17 protein-coding genes and 1 other annotated feature are annotated in these 15,067 nt (G+C 40.2%); all 17 genes read right to left on the bottom strand.

Annotated features, from left to right (window positions below):
* Positions 1-298 precede the first annotated feature (298 nt).
* On the bottom strand, positions 299-1,105 hold the full coding sequence (locus AC52RT_RS03005; protein WP_495539377.1) for a pyruvate, water dikinase regulatory protein: 807 nt from the start codon (positions 1,103-1,105) through the stop codon (positions 299-301).
* Between the two features lie 23 nt (positions 1,106-1,128).
* Complete coding sequence (gene ccpN / locus AC52RT_RS03000; RefSeq protein ID WP_495539376.1) at positions 1,129-1,767, bottom strand: transcriptional regulator CcpN; 639 nt, start codon at positions 1,765-1,767, stop codon at positions 1,129-1,131.
* 174 nt (positions 1,768-1,941) lie between these two features.
* The gene (gene glyS, locus AC52RT_RS02995) at positions 1,942-4,011 is read right to left on the bottom strand and encodes a glycine--tRNA ligase subunit beta (protein WP_495539375.1); all 2,070 of its coding nucleotides are present in this window, start codon (positions 4,009-4,011) and stop codon (positions 1,942-1,944) included.
* Positions 4,008-4,895, bottom strand: a complete 888-nt coding sequence (gene glyQ / locus AC52RT_RS02990; RefSeq protein WP_495539374.1) for a glycine--tRNA ligase subunit alpha — start codon at positions 4,893-4,895, stop codon at positions 4,008-4,010. Before glyQ ends, glyS begins: the two co-directional genes overlap by 4 nt.
* Positions 4,896-4,967: 72 nt before the next feature.
* Positions 4,968-5,143 (bottom strand) — a binding site (T-box leader).
* Positions 5,144-5,214: 71 nt separating this feature from the next.
* A complete protein-coding gene (gene recO, locus AC52RT_RS02985; RefSeq protein ID WP_495539373.1) occupies positions 5,215-5,982 on the bottom strand; it encodes a DNA repair protein RecO in 768 nt (255 codons plus the stop codon).
* 35 nt (positions 5,983-6,017) lie between these two features.
* Complete coding sequence (locus AC52RT_RS02980) at positions 6,018-6,155, bottom strand: YqzL family protein (RefSeq protein ID WP_495539372.1); 138 nt, start codon at positions 6,153-6,155, stop codon at positions 6,018-6,020.
* Between the two features lie 97 nt (positions 6,156-6,252).
* A complete protein-coding gene (era, locus tag AC52RT_RS02975; RefSeq protein ID WP_495539371.1) occupies positions 6,253-7,182 on the bottom strand; it encodes a GTPase Era in 930 nt (309 codons plus the stop codon).
* Positions 7,175-7,573 carry a cytidine deaminase gene (locus tag AC52RT_RS02970; RefSeq protein ID WP_430168153.1) on the bottom strand — a complete coding sequence of 133 codons (399 nt, stop codon included), beginning with the start codon at positions 7,571-7,573 and terminating at the stop codon, positions 7,175-7,177. Before AC52RT_RS02970 ends, era begins: the two co-directional genes overlap by 8 nt.
* Positions 7,574-7,613: 40 nt before the next feature.
* Positions 7,614-8,012, bottom strand: a complete 399-nt coding sequence (locus tag AC52RT_RS02965) for a diacylglycerol kinase family protein (RefSeq protein ID WP_495539370.1) — start codon at positions 8,010-8,012, stop codon at positions 7,614-7,616.
* Positions 7,996-8,466 carry an rRNA maturation RNase YbeY gene (gene ybeY / locus AC52RT_RS02960; RefSeq protein WP_495539369.1) on the bottom strand — a complete coding sequence of 157 codons (471 nt, stop codon included), beginning with the start codon at positions 8,464-8,466 and terminating at the stop codon, positions 7,996-7,998. Before ybeY ends, AC52RT_RS02965 begins: the two co-directional genes overlap by 17 nt.
* Complete coding sequence (locus tag AC52RT_RS02955) at positions 8,463-10,601, bottom strand: HD family phosphohydrolase (RefSeq protein ID WP_495539368.1); 2,139 nt, start codon at positions 10,599-10,601, stop codon at positions 8,463-8,465. The genes ybeY and AC52RT_RS02955 overlap by 4 nt, the downstream gene beginning before the upstream one ends.
* Before the next feature lie 138 nt (positions 10,602-10,739).
* The gene (locus tag AC52RT_RS02950; RefSeq protein ID WP_495539367.1) at positions 10,740-11,702 is read right to left on the bottom strand and encodes a PhoH family protein; all 963 of its coding nucleotides are present in this window, start codon (positions 11,700-11,702) and stop codon (positions 10,740-10,742) included.
* A 3-nt stretch (positions 11,703-11,705) separates the two neighbouring features.
* Entirely contained in the window at positions 11,706-12,890 is a 1,185-nt protein-coding gene (gene yqfD / locus AC52RT_RS02945) for a sporulation protein YqfD (RefSeq protein ID WP_495539366.1), read from the bottom strand.
* Positions 12,891-12,908: 18 nt separating this feature from the next.
* Positions 12,909-13,193: a sporulation protein YqfC gene (yqfC, locus tag AC52RT_RS02940; protein ID WP_495539365.1), complete on the bottom strand. Its 285-nt coding sequence runs from the start codon at positions 13,191-13,193 to the stop codon at positions 12,909-12,911.
* A 68-nt stretch (positions 13,194-13,261) separates the two neighbouring features.
* Positions 13,262-13,741 (bottom strand): YqfB family membrane protein, encoded by a 480-nt coding sequence (locus AC52RT_RS02935; RefSeq protein WP_495539364.1) that lies wholly within the window; start codon positions 13,739-13,741, stop codon positions 13,262-13,264.
* A gap of 27 nt (positions 13,742-13,768) precedes the next feature.
* The gene (gene floA, locus AC52RT_RS02930; protein ID WP_445669984.1) at positions 13,769-14,734 is read right to left on the bottom strand and encodes a flotillin-like protein FloA; all 966 of its coding nucleotides are present in this window, start codon (positions 14,732-14,734) and stop codon (positions 13,769-13,771) included.
* Between the two features lie 41 nt (positions 14,735-14,775).
* Positions 14,776-15,067: NfeD family protein (locus tag AC52RT_RS02925; protein WP_495539363.1), on the bottom strand; the 292-nt coding region annotated here is incomplete at its 5' end.

Below are 15,067 nucleotides of genomic sequence, written 5' to 3'. Positions count from 1 at the left end.
CATTCTGCATTATCCTTTTTTTCTCCCTCGAATGTTTATAGATATGCGATTCTGTCGAATAATTTCACGAAGAAAACCTTGACTTCACATTATTTATAGTTTATTCCGGATATATGATCTCTAAACCTATAGAAAACATTTTTCTCACAATTTTTTATTATAATACATTTTTCGTAAAGATGCTACTAGAAATTTTTTTGAAAAATTCAACAGGTTACAAAGAAAAAGGAGCCTTATAAAGGCCCTCAGAATAACACATGTACCAATGGTAATGGTCAATCTACAGAATCAGAATGGTCTAGCGGCGGTTATTAATAAGATTGATCAATGTATTAGCTGTTTCTTCAACAGCTTTATTCGTAACATCAATAATAGGACATTGTAAACGTGAGACAATTGAATCGAAATAAGTCAATTCCTCTTTTATCCGCTCCATGTTTGCATAGATGGCTTGATCATTCAATCCGAGAGTTTTTAAGCGTTCCCGGCGAATATCATTCAATTTTTCTGGGCTGATTTTTAGTCCGAAACATTTTTCTGGTGAAACCAAAAACAATTCTTCCGGAGGATCTACTTCTGGAACTAAAGGTACATTAGCGACACGATATCGTTTATGAGCTAAGTACTGGGACAGCGGTGTTTTTGATGTCCGCGAAACGCCGACTAAAACGATATCGGCTCTTAAGATCCCTCTTGGGTCTCTTCCATCATCATATTTAACTGCGAATTCAATTGCCTCAACTCGTTTGAAGTAATCTTCATCCAGTTTACGTACCATTCCCGGTTCATTAAAGGGCGCCACTTCTGATTTAACTTGAAGAATATCAATTAATGGTCCGAGGATGTCATAAGATATAATTCCTTCCTGCTCAGCTCTGGTTTTCATATACGTTCTGATTGCAGGCTTAACAAGTGTGTACGCAATAATTCCATTTTCGAGTTTTGCAAGTCCGATTACTTCTTCAATATGTTGTTCATCTTCAACATATGGAATCCGCTTTAATGAAAAAGCCGCACTTGCAAATTGGCTGGCTGCAGCTTTCGTAACCATATCAGCCGTTTCTCCTACAGAATCGGAAACTACATAAATAATTGAATTCCCCATATTTTCCCCATCCCCCTGAATTCCTAGTAGCTTTCATCAGCTAACTCAAGGAACGCTTTTGTAATATTGGACTTGGTAACTCGTCCAGTCACTTCAAAGCCCTTCTCTGTTTCTTTAACAACTGGTAACGCGTCAATTTGCTTTTCAATCAATTTCTTAGCCACGTCAATCAACAGATCTTCTCGAGTACATACCGTAATGTTTGGCATGCGCGTCATAATAATATTAACAGGAATGGTTGTCAGCTCCTGTTTACCAATACTCGCTCTTAGAAGATCCTTTCGCGAAAGCACCCCTACGAGCAGCGCATGTTTATCAACAACAAACAACGTGCCTACGTCCTCCAAAAACATCGTAACGATCGCATCATATACGGAGATACTCTCATCGACTACAACAGGAATCGATTGATAATCTTTTACATAGATGTGATTTAAGCTGTCGGTTAACAATTGAGTTCCGGATTTCCCCGTATAGAAATATCCCACACGTGGTCTGGCATCAAGAAATCCAGCCATCGTTAGAATCGCTAAGTCAGGTCGCAGCGTCGCCCTTGTCAAACCAAGCTGATCGGCAATATGCTCACCAGTAATTGGCCCATCTTGCTTTACAATTTGCAATATTCGTTCCTGACGTTTACTCAGTTCGATTTTAATCACCACCCTATATTAACCTAACTGAATGTAAGTACTTTATATATGTATTAATACTTATACTATACCATGTATACGGAAAAAAATGCGGATAAAGTCTTTACCGGACAACCGTACTTTTTTCTGTTTATACAAATACCGGATACCCTGTAAAAATTGGGATATCCGGTATTTGCGATTATTTTATGCAGTGATAATTTTATTCATAGCAGCAAAACTTGCAGCTAAATCACTAATTTCCTTCATAAGCGACAACCGATTTTTACGTACCGCTGCATCATCAGCCATAACCATCGTGTGTTCAAAATAATTCTCAATATCTTTTTGTAACGACGAAAGAAGAGTAAAATGTTCTTTTTCATCGCTTGTTTTAGCATAGGAAGCGGATATTTTTACGAACGATTCGTACAAGGCCTGCTCATATTCATTTTCAAATAGAGCTGGATCCACTGTTACAGGCGTCTCACATTTACCTGCGATATTCATAACCCGGCTTACCGCTTCTAGAATCTGCTTAAAGTCGCTATTGTCTTTTTGTTCATCTAGAACAGCTGCACGTTCAGCAAGTTTAGCTAATTGTCCAATCTCACCATGAATCAGCGCATCAATTACATCATAACGAATACCGACATCACTAAGTGCATGCTTGATGCGGGCTCTAAAGAAATTCAGCAGCTCTTGAAGAACTTCTTCACTGCTTTGTTTCATGAAATCTGATCCTTCAATTTCTGCAAGTGCGATCTCTAAGATTTCCTCAAGCGAAAGTGCCCATTTCTTTTCTAGTAAAATTTGAACGATTCCACTAGCCTGACGTCTTAGTGCGTAAGGATCCTGAGAACCCGTCGGAATTGTACCAATCGCGAAGAAAGAAGTAATCGTATCCAGCTTCTCCGCAAGACTTAACACAGCACCGATTGTTGAAGGAGGAACGGCATCATCAGCATGTCTTGGCATATAATGCTCATTAATTGCAGCTGCTACTTCTTTAGGTTCACCTTTTAACAAGGCATATTTTTCTCCCATATATCCTTGAAGCTCTGGGAACTCATATACCATTTGGCTCACTAAATCGAATTTCGCAATTTCAGCTGCACGAACAGCATACGTTTTTTCCTCTGTTAGATTCAATCGATCGGCCAGTTGTTCTGTGAGTTTTTTGACACGGTTTGTTTTTTCAGAAAGCGTACCAATTTCCTCATGGTAGACGATGTTATCTAATTTCTTCAAAGCATCAGCAATATCCTTTTTCTGATCTTCTTTATAGAAAAATGCAGCATCCGATAGGCGCGCTCTTAGTACCTTTTCATTTCCTTTTGAAACCATGTCTAGATGACGGTCATCTCCATTACGAACTGTAACGAAGAAGGATAGGAGGTTTCCATCCTTATCTTTCACTGGGAAGTAACGTTGGTGCTCCTTCATAGAAGTAATTAATACTTCTTGTGGGAGCTCAAGAAATTCTTCTTCAAAACTACCGAAAAGAACAGTAGGATATTCAACTAAATTATTTACTTCCTCGAGAAGTTCTTCGTCAACAGGAATAATCCAGCCTTTTTCTTCTTCTATTTTTTTAATGCCCTCAAGAATCATTTCACGGCGGACATTCGCATCTGCAATGACAAATTCCTGCTTCATAGCAGCTTCATATTGTTTTGGTGCTTCAATAAAGACATTTCCACCCAGGAATCGATGCCCCTTCGTTTCGCGTCCTGTTTCAACACCAGCGATTTCAAACGGAATAATATCTTGACCAAAGAGAGCCGTCAGCCACTTAATTGGCCGGATAAAACGGAGCTCCTGGTCAGCCCAACGCATATTTTTAGGGAATGTCATGCCCGTAATAATTGATTTAAGTTCAGGAAGCAGTTGGATGGTTGGCTGCCCCTTCGTAAATTTATTCACGTGAACGTACTCAACACCGTTTATTTCTTTAAAATAAATATCTTCTACCGTTAGACCATTTCCTCTAGTAAAGCCGATCGCCGCTTTTGACCAATTTCCTTCTGCGTCAAGCGCAATTCTTTTCGCTGGTCCTTTTGCTTCTTCCTCTATATCGCGTTGCGATTCAGCGGCATCTGTAACCATTACAGCCAAACGACGCGGAGTTGAATAAAGGGTAACATCTCCGAATTCAATTGCATGTTCATTTAACCATTTCTGAATTTTATCTGAAAGCTGCGCAATAGAAGCTGTTACAAATCGTGCCGGCATTTCTTCAAGACCAATTTCAATTAAAAGATCACGTTTACTCATGCTTCTTCCTCTCCTTTCTTAGCTAAGATTGGGAAGCCTAGCTTTTCCCGTTCATCATAGAAGGTTTTAGCAACCTTCCGTGCAAGATTACGGCATCTGCTGATATAGCCCGTTCTTTCCGTAACTGAAATAGCCCCTTTAGCATCCAGAAGGTTAAAGACATGAGAGCATTTAAGTACATAATCGTAGGCAGGATGAACAAGTCCTTCCTCCATTTGACGATGAGCTTCTTTTTCATACATTGTAAATAATTGGAACAACATCTCTAAATTAGATGTTTCAAAGGTATACTTTGAATGTTCATATTCAGGCATCCCAAAGATATCGCGAACAGTAAATCCTTCGGTCCATTCCAAATCAAAAACATTTTCTTTATCCTGAATGTACGAAGCTAACCGTTCAATTCCATAAGTAATTTCAACTGAAACGGGTTTACACTCAAGTCCGCCTACTTGTTGGAAGTACGTAAATTGAGTGATTTCCATCCCATCAAGCCACACTTCCCAGCCTAGTCCCGCACAGCCAAGCGATGGATTTTCCCAGTTATCCTCAACAAAACGAATATCATGTTCAAGCGGATTAATGCCTAATTTCTTTAAAGATTCTAAGTAAAGTTCCTGAATGTTGTCAGGAGAAGGTTTCATAATCACTTGAAATTGGTGATGCTGATAAAGACGGTTAGGGTTTTCGCCATAACGTCCGTCAGCGGGTCTGCGAGAAGGTTCAACATATGCCACACTCCACGGCTCAGGTCCGATTGCCCGTAAAAACGTATATGGACTCATAGTTCCTGCACCCTTCTCAACATCATAAGCATTCATTAAGATACAGCCTTGATTGGACCAATGCTGCTGTAAAGTTAAAATCATGTTTTGAATATTCATTGCGCACCTCCGAATTTTTCATAGTCGACTGGGACTTTTAAATAACAAAAAACTCCCGTCGCTATGCCTTAGCATAGGGACGAGAGTTTACCCGCGGTTCCACCCTAATTGCCGTATGTAAATACGGCCTCTTTTATTACTCTAAATGCTCCAGAATGCCTTCGCTGACTTTTCATACCCCGGCTTACACTATCCCAGGTTCGCTTTTATGAATGAGTTCAGGTACTACTTTCCATCAACGCACGAATAAGTTTATGTTTAGAATTTTATACGATGTGCAATCCTATTGTCAACAGCGATAAGAAAAAATCTCGTAAAGTTACGTTTCCCGCTTACCGAGGACATCCTTCATTGCATCCATCTGCTTAAGAAATTTTTTTGATTTAAGATGCAGACCGGAGTATTCATCATAATAGGCATCAATTATCTTCTGTAGTTCCTTCTTCGTTTCCGATTTAATCGAAATATTACCCAGCCTGGATAAATCAAAGTAGTAAAACAGCCGAAGGAGTTTAACGCTTGTTTGCGAAATCTTTAAATGATATCGATCGCGCTGCAAGCATTTCTGGCAGATAAAGCCACCTTCTTTAATAGAAAAGGAAAATTCCCCCTCAGTTGTTCCACAAACCGCACATTGATCAAGAACGGGATTCAATCCGTTTACTTGAAGCATTTTCATTTCAAAAATAAACTTTAACACTTCTGGATCGTAGCCTTCATCGATATAATGCAGCGTTTGATGCAGCAGCTCAAAAAGATAGGGATTCGCTGAACGGTCATCGACACTTTTATCAAGCAATTCAACCACATACGAAGCGTAGGCCGTTGCAAAAATGTCTTCTCTAATCGAACGCATCGAATCAATCATTTCTCCTTGCTGTAAGCCGCCAAGTCCTTTTGAGGGCATAAAAAGAAAATACCCGTAATAGAAAAGCTGGGTGACGGTGGAAAGCCGGCTGCTCGGTTTATGAGCACCCCTTGCCATCACACCAATCTTTCCAAACTCACGGGTATATAGAGTCACTATTTTATTGTTTTCTCCATAATCAGTCCGCCGTATGACGATACCTTCACATTTTTGAAGCAAGGTAAGCCACCACCAAATCCAGGACCAAGAGTCATCTAAGAGATAGAATCCATTAAAGCTAGATCTTCATCTGTTTCGGGTTTGTCTTGTCCTTCCACCTCTATCTCCTTGAATAGAAGATACGTATCCAAATTACCAGTTTGGCTGAACACGTTCCAGGTAAAATTCAACATTATAAGCCCACCTTCCGACTAGCAAATTTAAGGCTCCGACCTTAAGATTATCTTGACCCTTGTATCGATTTTCATGAGACGTAATATATGTTAATTATTAATATTCATCTTCATTAAATCCAAAATCACGAAGCTGAGACGCTTTATTGCGCCAATCTTTTTGAACCTTCACCCACATTTCAAGAAAGACTTTAGAACCCAGCAGATTCTCAATATCAACTCTTGCTCTCGTGCCCACTTCTTTAAGCATCTTGCCTTGCTTGCCGATAACAATGCCTTTTTGGGAATCACGTTCAACCACAATCGTTGCCATTACATTAATGGTATCGCTATTATCCATTTTCTTAATCGAATCGATTGCCACTGCTACTGAATGTGGAATCTCCTCCCGTGTTAGGTGCAGTACCTTTTCACGAATTAATTCAGAAATAATGAAACGCTCTGGATGATCGGTTACTTGGTCAGCTGGATAAAATTGCGGTCCTTCTGGCAGGTGTACTTTAATTTGTTCAAGCAGTGTTTCCACATTATTTCCTTCAAGCGCTGAAATTGGAACAATTGCTGTAAACGGGTATAGCTTTTGATATTTTTCAATCAATGGCAGCAGGTCATCTGGGTGCAGCTGATCGATTTTGTTAACCACCAAGAAAACAGGCGTGTTTGTTGTTTGCAGTTTTTCGATGATAAATTGATCGCCTTGTCCTAAACCTTCAACCGCATTAATCATAAAGAGAATTAAATCTACTTCTTTAAGTGTATTCGTAGCAACCTTCATCATGAAATCGCCAAGTTTATGTTTTGGTTTATGGATACCTGGTGTATCGATAAAGATCATTTGAGAATCGTTAGTGGTTAATACCCCTTGAACCTTATTACGTGTTGTCTGCGGCTTATCGCTCATAATAGCAATCTTTTGCCCGATTACACGGTTTAAAAACGTACTTTTACCGACATTTGGACGGCCAATAATCGAAATAAAACCTGATTTGAACCCTTTTACCTGTGTATCGCTTACTAATTTATCCATTTAAATCCTCCGGTGAAAAAGCTCCTGGAAGCAATTCCTCTACTGTAAGTTCTTTGATGTCTCCGTTTAAGTTTGTTAAAATAACTTTCATATCGCGCGGGCACAGCTCTGAAATGACTTGACGGCAAGCCCCGCACGGAGCGGTCGGACCTGGTGTATCTGCTACAACTGCAATAGCCGCATACTCCTTGTCTCCCTCAGAGTAGGCTTTAAATAAAGCCGTGCGCTCTGCACAGTTACACATCGAATACGCAGCGTTTTCGATATTACAGCCATGGTACACCTTTCCATCAGTGGTCAACAAAGCCGCGCCAACCTTAAATGTAGAATAAGGGACGTACGCTCTTTCACGTGCAATCTTTGCTTCTTCAATTAAACGGGATGTTTCCATTTCACATCTCCCTCTCATTGTACTCACTAATGCTTATCTTTTAAAGGCTTAATGATCGATCAACGTAATCAATCATTTTTGGTACAAAGATTAATAATCCTATAATGACAGAAAATATCGCATAAATCAAAACCGCACCAGCTGCAAAATCCTTTGCCTGCTTAGCTAGCGGATGAACTTGGTCTGTCGCCAAATCCACAACTCGTTCTACTGCCGTGTTAAGTAATTCAAGCGTAAGAATTCCTGCAATGGCGAGCAACACAAACAACCACTCAACGGTCGACAGCTTGAAGAAAAAACCAAAGAATACGACAATCACAGCAACAGTAAAATGAATTTGTAAATTTCTTTCCGTTTTCATGGACTCAAATATCCCTTGAAAGGCAAACACAAAGCTTTTATAAAGCGGGTGTCGTCTATCTCTACCTGGATAGCCCATAAGCCGTTAAGATATCCTTTTGTTTTGTGAACATGGCGGTTTCATCTTCTTCAGTCATATGATCATATCCTAATAAATGCAGGAATCCATGCAGCGCAAGAAAGCCAAGTTCCCGATCAAAAGAATGTCCATATTCAGCCGCTTGTTCCTTCGTTCGTTCGATTGAGATGATAATATCGCCTAAAACCCTTGGCATATCAGCACCAACAATCGCTAGTTCGTCTTCTCCCATTTCTTCCATCGCAAAGGAAATGACATCTGTTGCAGCATCCTTTTTGCGAAATTCTTTGTTGATTTCTTGAATACGAGCATTATCAACAAAGGAAACAGACAGCTCGCTTCCTTCCTCAATCGACTCTGCTTCAGCTGCAAATTGTAGTACGCTGTCTACGAGCATGATTGTTGCTTCAGATACTTCATTGGTTTCATCTAAAAAATCAATAACTAATTTCATGCTTTCACCTTCTGTTCTAATTTAGACAGTTCTGGATACTCTATTCGTGAATGGAAAATCCCATGCAATGATTCACATAAAGAGTCCTGAACTATACTTAATTCCCTCATAGTTATATCACATTCTGCGAACTGTTTGTCATGTATTCGATCATTTATAATCTGTTTTACTAGTTCTTCGATCTTTTCTTGTGTAGGATGATTCATGGAACGAACCGCGGCCTCAACACTATCAGCAATGCCAATAACAGCGATTTCCTTTGTTTGGGCTTTCGGTCCTGGATAACGATAATCTGCTTCGTTAATTTCTGCTCCATCTTTACATACTTTATGATAAAAGTATTTTAGCAGTGTTGTTCCATGGTGCTGCTCAGCAATATCAACAATTTCAGTCGGGAATTTTGCCTTTCTAAGCATATCAGCCCCATCAACAGCATGAGCAATAATAATATCTTTACTTGTCCCAGGCGGCAGTTTATCGTGCGGATTATCCTGATTCAGCTGATTTTCGATAAAAAACTGCGGCCGTCGTGTTTTGCCAATATCATGATAGTAACAGCCAACTCGTGCAAGCAGCCCATTCGCCCCAATCGCTTCACAGGCGCTTTCTGCCAAATTAGCCACCATTACACTATGGTGATAAGTGCCAGGTGCATCGGTTAATATTTTTCGCAGCAGCGGGTGATTTGGATTCGATAACTCAATCAGCTTTAAGGATGACAAAATCCCAAATCCTGCTTCAAAAAACGGCAATAAACCAATTGTCAAGATCGAAGAAGCAATTCCAGAAAATCCAGCTCCCAGCACATAGAAAAGATATTCCATCTCTGAGTAATGTCCATTTGTAATCAATAAAATCGCAAACAGTATGACAATATTCATCCCCGAAAGCAAAAGCCCCGCTTGTAGTAATTTAGCCTGGAAATTACGCTTAGATAGGATGATAATCGCACTGATTCCACTCAGTAAAAAATAAAGACCTACAGAGAAATTTAAATTCCCTGGTATATGGACATTAAAAAGGATGGTACCAAAACCGGCTAAAATAACCGCCATAGCAATAGCATAACGTTCACTAAGTAAAATTCTAACCAGCATAACCGCCATGGTGATTGGAAAGAAAAAGGCGATTTCACCATATTTTAATTCCTGAACCATACTAACAATTTTCATCGTACCCAATGTAATCATAAAGGTGATGATAAAGATCAGCATCTGATTACTTTGACTGGTTTTCACTTCACCAGAACTGCGGAAATAGTAATAAAATCCTCCCATAACAATCAAGATAAACAACGCTAAACCAAGGAAGGGCAGCACGCTGTCTTCTGCATTCAAGAAACCTGCTAATTCCAGCTGTCTATAAATTTCACGATCAACTAATTGACCTTCTTCAACAATAATCTGCCCTTGAAGAATTTTCACAGGTTCGACACTTTCAATTACTTTTCTCCGTTGTTCTTCTGTTTTTTCCTGATCAAAAAAGTAATTTTGAATAATCGCATACCGTGCAAGCTCAATTGATGTCCGCTTCATTTCTTTAGTGAGGCTGGTTAACTTCAGGTCCTCTTCAGCCCTTCTCTTGGCATTTTCAACTTCATTTGATGGAATCGAGGAGGTCATAACCTTATTAATGACCGTGATGGTCAGGTCCTTCGAAATTCTTAATTCTTGCTCACTTGCCTTAACCAGCGAGGTGAAGACTGAGTCAGAAAGATCATCTGCAACCTCTTCTGTCAGTTTTTCCTTCAGCGACTCTGCCTGTTCAGGAATACTTTCCTTAGCCTTTTCTTCATCTTCGATTTCTTTTTTAACCTCAAGACCTGAATCAAATATAGAAGAAATCAAATCAACTTTATTTTGAGCATATTCTTTTTTCAAAGTATACGCATCTGGAACTTGCTTCGCCACCTCATCCTTTTCTAATTCGGTTTGGTATGTATCCTCAACCGTTTTTGTGGCTCTAACCGTCTGTTCTGCAGGCTGCAGCAGCTTTACATTAATTTTCTCTGGAGTGACATTCGAGACCATCATTATGTAGCTGAATACGCCAACCAAAAGAAATAATAACAGTTTAAACAGCCTATTTCCTAACAGTATCTTTAATTTCGCCAGATATCGCTGAACGTTTCCCAAAGCTTTCCCTCCTGTCAACCACAGACATAGATGTAATATAAAGTAATTATGTAAAATCATAACAGTTTTTTCGATAACTTTCATCTTTCCTCGTGAAGGGGTACAAAAAAACCGCCAAAAATGACGGTCGGAACATACTTATTCATTCGCTTCTTCATACGCAGAAATAATCCTGGCAACAAGTGGATGACGAACAATATCACTCTGCTCTAGATAAATAAAGGAAATGCCTTTAACCCCTTTTAAGATTTCCTCTACTCGAAGCAGCCCAGACTTGGCACCCTTTGGCAAATCAATTTGCGAACGGTCACCTGTGATGACCATTTTCGAATCAAAACCAAGTCTTGTTAAGAACATCTTCATTTGTGCTTGGGTCGTATTTTGTGCTTCATCTAGAATAACAAAAGCATCATCGAGCGTTCGGCCTCTCATATAAGCCAGCGGAGCAATCTCAATTGTGCCTCGTTCGATCATTCGTTGTGTTTGTTCCAGCCCAAGAAGGTCATGAAGGGCATCATACAGCGGTCTTAAATATGGGTCAACCTTTTCCTTTAGGTCTCCTGGAAGAAAGCCTAGACTCTCTCCTGCTTCTACAGCAGGCCTTGTTAAAATAATTCGTTTAACATCGCCATTTTTCAAGGCATTAATCGCCATGACAACCGCCAAATATGTTTTTCCTGTACCTGCAGGACCAATTCCAAATACGAGATCATGTTTGCGGATTGAATGGATGTACTGTCGTTGACCAAGTGTTTTAACCCGAATAACTTTTCCCTTAGCAGTCCGGGATATTTCTTCTTCATAAAGGTCGCTAAAATATTCAAGTGTCCCTTTATGGAATAATTCTATCGCATATACCACATCTCTTGAACTGATGTTAATTCCTCGGCGAATCACTGATAGCAATGCTGTCAAAATACTTTGTGCAGCCTCTACCTGAGACAGTTCACCTGCAACAGCAATTCCTTCGCCTCTAGTAATGATGGATATGCTCAGCTCATTTTCAAGAACCTTGACATTCGCATCTCCATTTCCCAAAAGAGCTAATGCTTCGTTGGGTGATTCCAGTTCTAAATTAATAACTTTCACATCTTCTGACATCCGTTAGTCTCCTTGAATGATTGGTAACCCAGTCGCAATATTTTCAATAACCTGAAAGTGAATGGATAAGATAATTTTACCATTGTCAATTCGCTCATGCAAAATTTTCTCCCCAACGATACTCGCATCTTCGTCCAGTATTTTCTCCAAATCACTCTTAGCCATCATTTTCCCCTGAACAACCGCCTGTTCTTTTGTGTACTCACGAACGATGATTTCCTTACTTCTTTGTGTTTTTGTTTTGAAACCGACCGGCAGTTCCCATTGTAAAAAATGAAAAGGACGGCTGATCGTTTCTTCTTCATATTGTTTATAAGTTAGCTTACTAAAGCCCCAAACCGGGAGAGCAAATCCTCCTCCCGTCAGGTAATAACGACTATATTCATCCCCGTTATACACAGAAAACTGTGTTTTCAGCGGCATTTTAACCGTTGCTTTGTACCATGTTTCGCCCATGATTTTTCCTGTAGCAGAAACCACTTCAGGCTTCTCTTCTCTGCCTATGATACCAGAGACGAGCAGCTGGCCTTTCGTGACATAATCATGAACATTAACTTTAGCTTGTCCTTTCTCGACCAACATATCGGTAATAACCGCTTTTTTCTTAGCTACCAGATGTTGAGGACCTGTCCGAATAATTTCCTCTGGTTGTTTTTTCTCAACCACTTTTAAGTGATAGATTGTCCCTTTTAAATCCACTCCTACATACGTCAGTCTTCCAATGGATTCAGTTAGTTTCCGTTGAATGGTTTCAGGGCTGTCCAGAAAGAATTGAATCTTCCCGACTTTGATCCCTAGTGAATCCAATTCCTTTCGGATTTCGTGTTCTGTAGCCGGATCAGCTTCAATTTTGATCCCCCAGACCATATTGGACAGAATGAAGATACACAATAAAAAAGCGAGTAACCCGACAACAAAGCCGCTGTTTTTCTGCAATCGTTTAAGGAAAAAAGGACCACCACTTCCAGATATAAAAGAAACCTTACACTCACTCTTCCGAACCGCCTGCCTAAGCTTAAAAACCTCAGAGTAGTCAATCGTAAAGATAATGGATTCCGCATCCTTACGCTTTACATCCCAAATATGAACGTTAGCCTTCATCAATTTATTTAATAAACGTTCTGTCCCCTTACCATTTGCCTTGACTTTTACCACGCCTGTCATTAAGTTTGTCCATGGATTCTTCAAGGGTATACCTCCCCAAGATTACTCGTCTATAAATAACACCTTATCGATTTTACCTTCAATCAATATTTCTTCAGGTAAAATCGTCTTGATGACGAGAGCACTCCCACTGATTAATAGCTGACCATGTTTTAGCATCAGTCTCATCTCAGTTTCCGAAAAAGCAAGCAGCCCTCGATGATTTTCGATGTAAATATGTAACTGACCAATCATCGTAATTCGCGGCAGGTCCATTATGACATCTTGAGGAAGGTCCATTGTGCGTACGACTAGTTGCTTAAAGCGTTGCCTCCAAGTTCGCGTCATAAAAAAGAACCCCCTTTCATCTCAATGTATGAGATAAAAGAGGGTTCTAGCACAGTTATTTTTCAGATTTAACGCCTAACACCAGAACGGTTCATATTCTTTCTAGCACGCGGCGGCCCAAGTACTTCGGACATGATGATTCCATCAACTAATCGCTGCTGATCGAATTGTAAATTCGTGTTATAAATCGGACTGCTGTTATCTTCAATAGGAAGCACAGGTTTAGCCGCTTTTATTCGTTCAAGCTGCTGCTGCTTTTGATACAGCTTCGCCCGCTCTAATTCAGCTTTTTGCTCTTGGTTCCGAGCAAACTCTTCCTCCATCAGCGTCGAAGCTTCATCCACCGGAGGCTTAGAAGCTTCAGTTATTTCCTGCATCGCCTGACGATATACCTCTCGTACAGTTGGCCGCTGCTGTGGTCTAGCCGGCCGGTTGGGACCTTGTTCCTGTTCCGGTTTCTTTTTCTTCCCCGAAAGCGAGGAAATAATCCCAATCACAATAATAAGCAGCCAAAGGTTTCTGACGAAAAAGTCAATGAGGACCTCCATTCAAACACCTTCCTTCCTCATTACTGTTTACTTATCTTTGTCTTTTTTATTTCCTTTTCCAATGGAATCACGCATATCTGTATCAGCAGAGATGTTTTGAATGTTCATATAATCCATTACACCCATGTTTCCAGATTTAAGCGCTTCAGCCATTGCAAGTGGTACTTCCGCTTCCGCTTCAACAACTTTTGCACGCATCTCTTGAACACGAGCAACCATTTCTTGCTCTTCGGCAACAGCCATTGCACGACGTTCCTCTGCCTTAGCCTGCGCAATTTTCTTATCTGCTTCAGCTTGGTCAGTTTGAAGCATCGCGCCAATATTTTTACCAATATCAACATCCATAATATCAATTGAGAGGATTTCAAATGCAGTACCCGCATCAAGGCCTTTACCTAGTACAGTTTGAGAAATCATATCTGGATTTTCTAAAACGTCTGTATGTCGTTTAGCAGAACCAATTGTCGAAACAATCCCTTCACCAACACGAGCAATAATTGTATCTTCACCCGCACCACCGACAAGACGTTCGATATTTGCACGAACCGTAATTCTTGCCTTCGCCTTTACTTCAATCCCGTTAATCGCGACACCAGCGATATACGGCGTTTCAATTACTTTTGGATTAACGCTCATTTGTACCGCTTCCAGAACATCACGTCCAGCCAAGTCGATGGCAGCGCCTCGTTCAAACGGAAGATCAATATTCGCACGTTCAGCTGCAATCAACGCATTGACAACGCGGTCAACATTCCCGCCGGCTAAATAATGACTTTCAAGCTGGTTTGTTGATACGTTTAATCCCGCTTTATGTGATTTAATCAACGGATTGACAACTCGACTTGGTATAACTCGACGAAGCCTCATTCCGATTAATGTAAAAATAGATACTTTAACCCCCGCGGCTAATGCCGAAATCCAAAGTGCAACAGGAACAAAGGTAAATAATACCGCTAATACAATGACAATCGCAACGATTGCCAACAGTAACATAATTGTCGTAGAATCCAAATGTACTCATCCTTCCTAACTTGTTATATTGTTTTGGCTTCACGAACCACAATACGCGATCCCTCAACCTTAACTACTTCAATAAAGGTATCTCTTTTAATAAAACTTCCCTCAGAAACAACATCTAGGCGTTCATTGCCGACAATTGCCGTTCCCGCAGGTCTCAAATCTGTCATCGTCTTGCCAGTTAAGCCAAGCAGATCAACTCTGGTTACATTTGATACATAACCTTGTTCTTTATTGGTTGAATCAGTTAGAATAATCTTTTTAAAAAAATTCATATTTTTCCCAAACACCTTTACCATTAGAATAGCT

Source organism: Peribacillus sp. (assembly GCF_059453735.1).
This window is presented reverse-complemented; position numbering and strand designations above follow the sequence as displayed.

Excerpts from the sequence above, each read along its gene's own strand:
- AC52RT_RS03005 (WP_495539377.1), bottom strand. The coding sequence starts at position 1,105 with ATGGGGAATTCAATTATTTATGTAGTTTCCGATTCTGTAGGAGAAACG.
- glyS (WP_495539375.1), bottom strand. The coding sequence starts at position 4,011 with ATGAGTAAACGTGATCTTTTAATTGAAATTGGTCTTGAAGAAATGCCG.
- glyQ (WP_495539374.1), bottom strand. The coding sequence starts at position 4,895 with ATGAATATTCAAAACATGATTTTAACTTTACAGCAGCATTGGTCCAAT.
- AC52RT_RS02980 (WP_495539372.1), bottom strand. The coding sequence starts at position 6,155 with ATGTTGAATTTTACCTGGAACGTGTTCAGCCAAACTGGTAATTTGGAT.
- era (WP_495539371.1), bottom strand. The coding sequence starts at position 7,182 with ATGGATAAATTAGTAAGCGATACACAGGTAAAAGGGTTCAAATCAGGT.
- AC52RT_RS02970 (WP_430168153.1), bottom strand. The coding sequence starts at position 7,573 with ATGGAAACATCCCGTTTAATTGAAGAAGCAAAGATTGCACGTGAAAGA.
- AC52RT_RS02965 (WP_495539370.1), bottom strand. The coding sequence starts at position 8,012 with ATGGGCTATCCAGGTAGAGATAGACGACACCCGCTTTATAAAAGCTTT.
- ybeY (WP_495539369.1), bottom strand. The coding sequence starts at position 8,466 with ATGAAATTAGTTATTGATTTTTTAGATGAAACCAATGAAGTATCTGAA.
- AC52RT_RS02950 (WP_495539367.1), bottom strand. The coding sequence starts at position 11,702 with ATGTCAGAAGATGTGAAAGTTATTAATTTAGAACTGGAATCACCCAAC.
- yqfC (WP_495539365.1), bottom strand. The coding sequence starts at position 13,193 with ATGACGCGAACTTGGAGGCAACGCTTTAAGCAACTAGTCGTACGCACA.
- AC52RT_RS02935 (WP_495539364.1), bottom strand. The coding sequence starts at position 13,741 with ATGGAGGTCCTCATTGACTTTTTCGTCAGAAACCTTTGGCTGCTTATT.
- floA (WP_445669984.1), bottom strand. The coding sequence starts at position 14,734 with ATGTTACTGTTGGCAATCGTTGCGATTGTCATTGTATTAGCGGTATTA.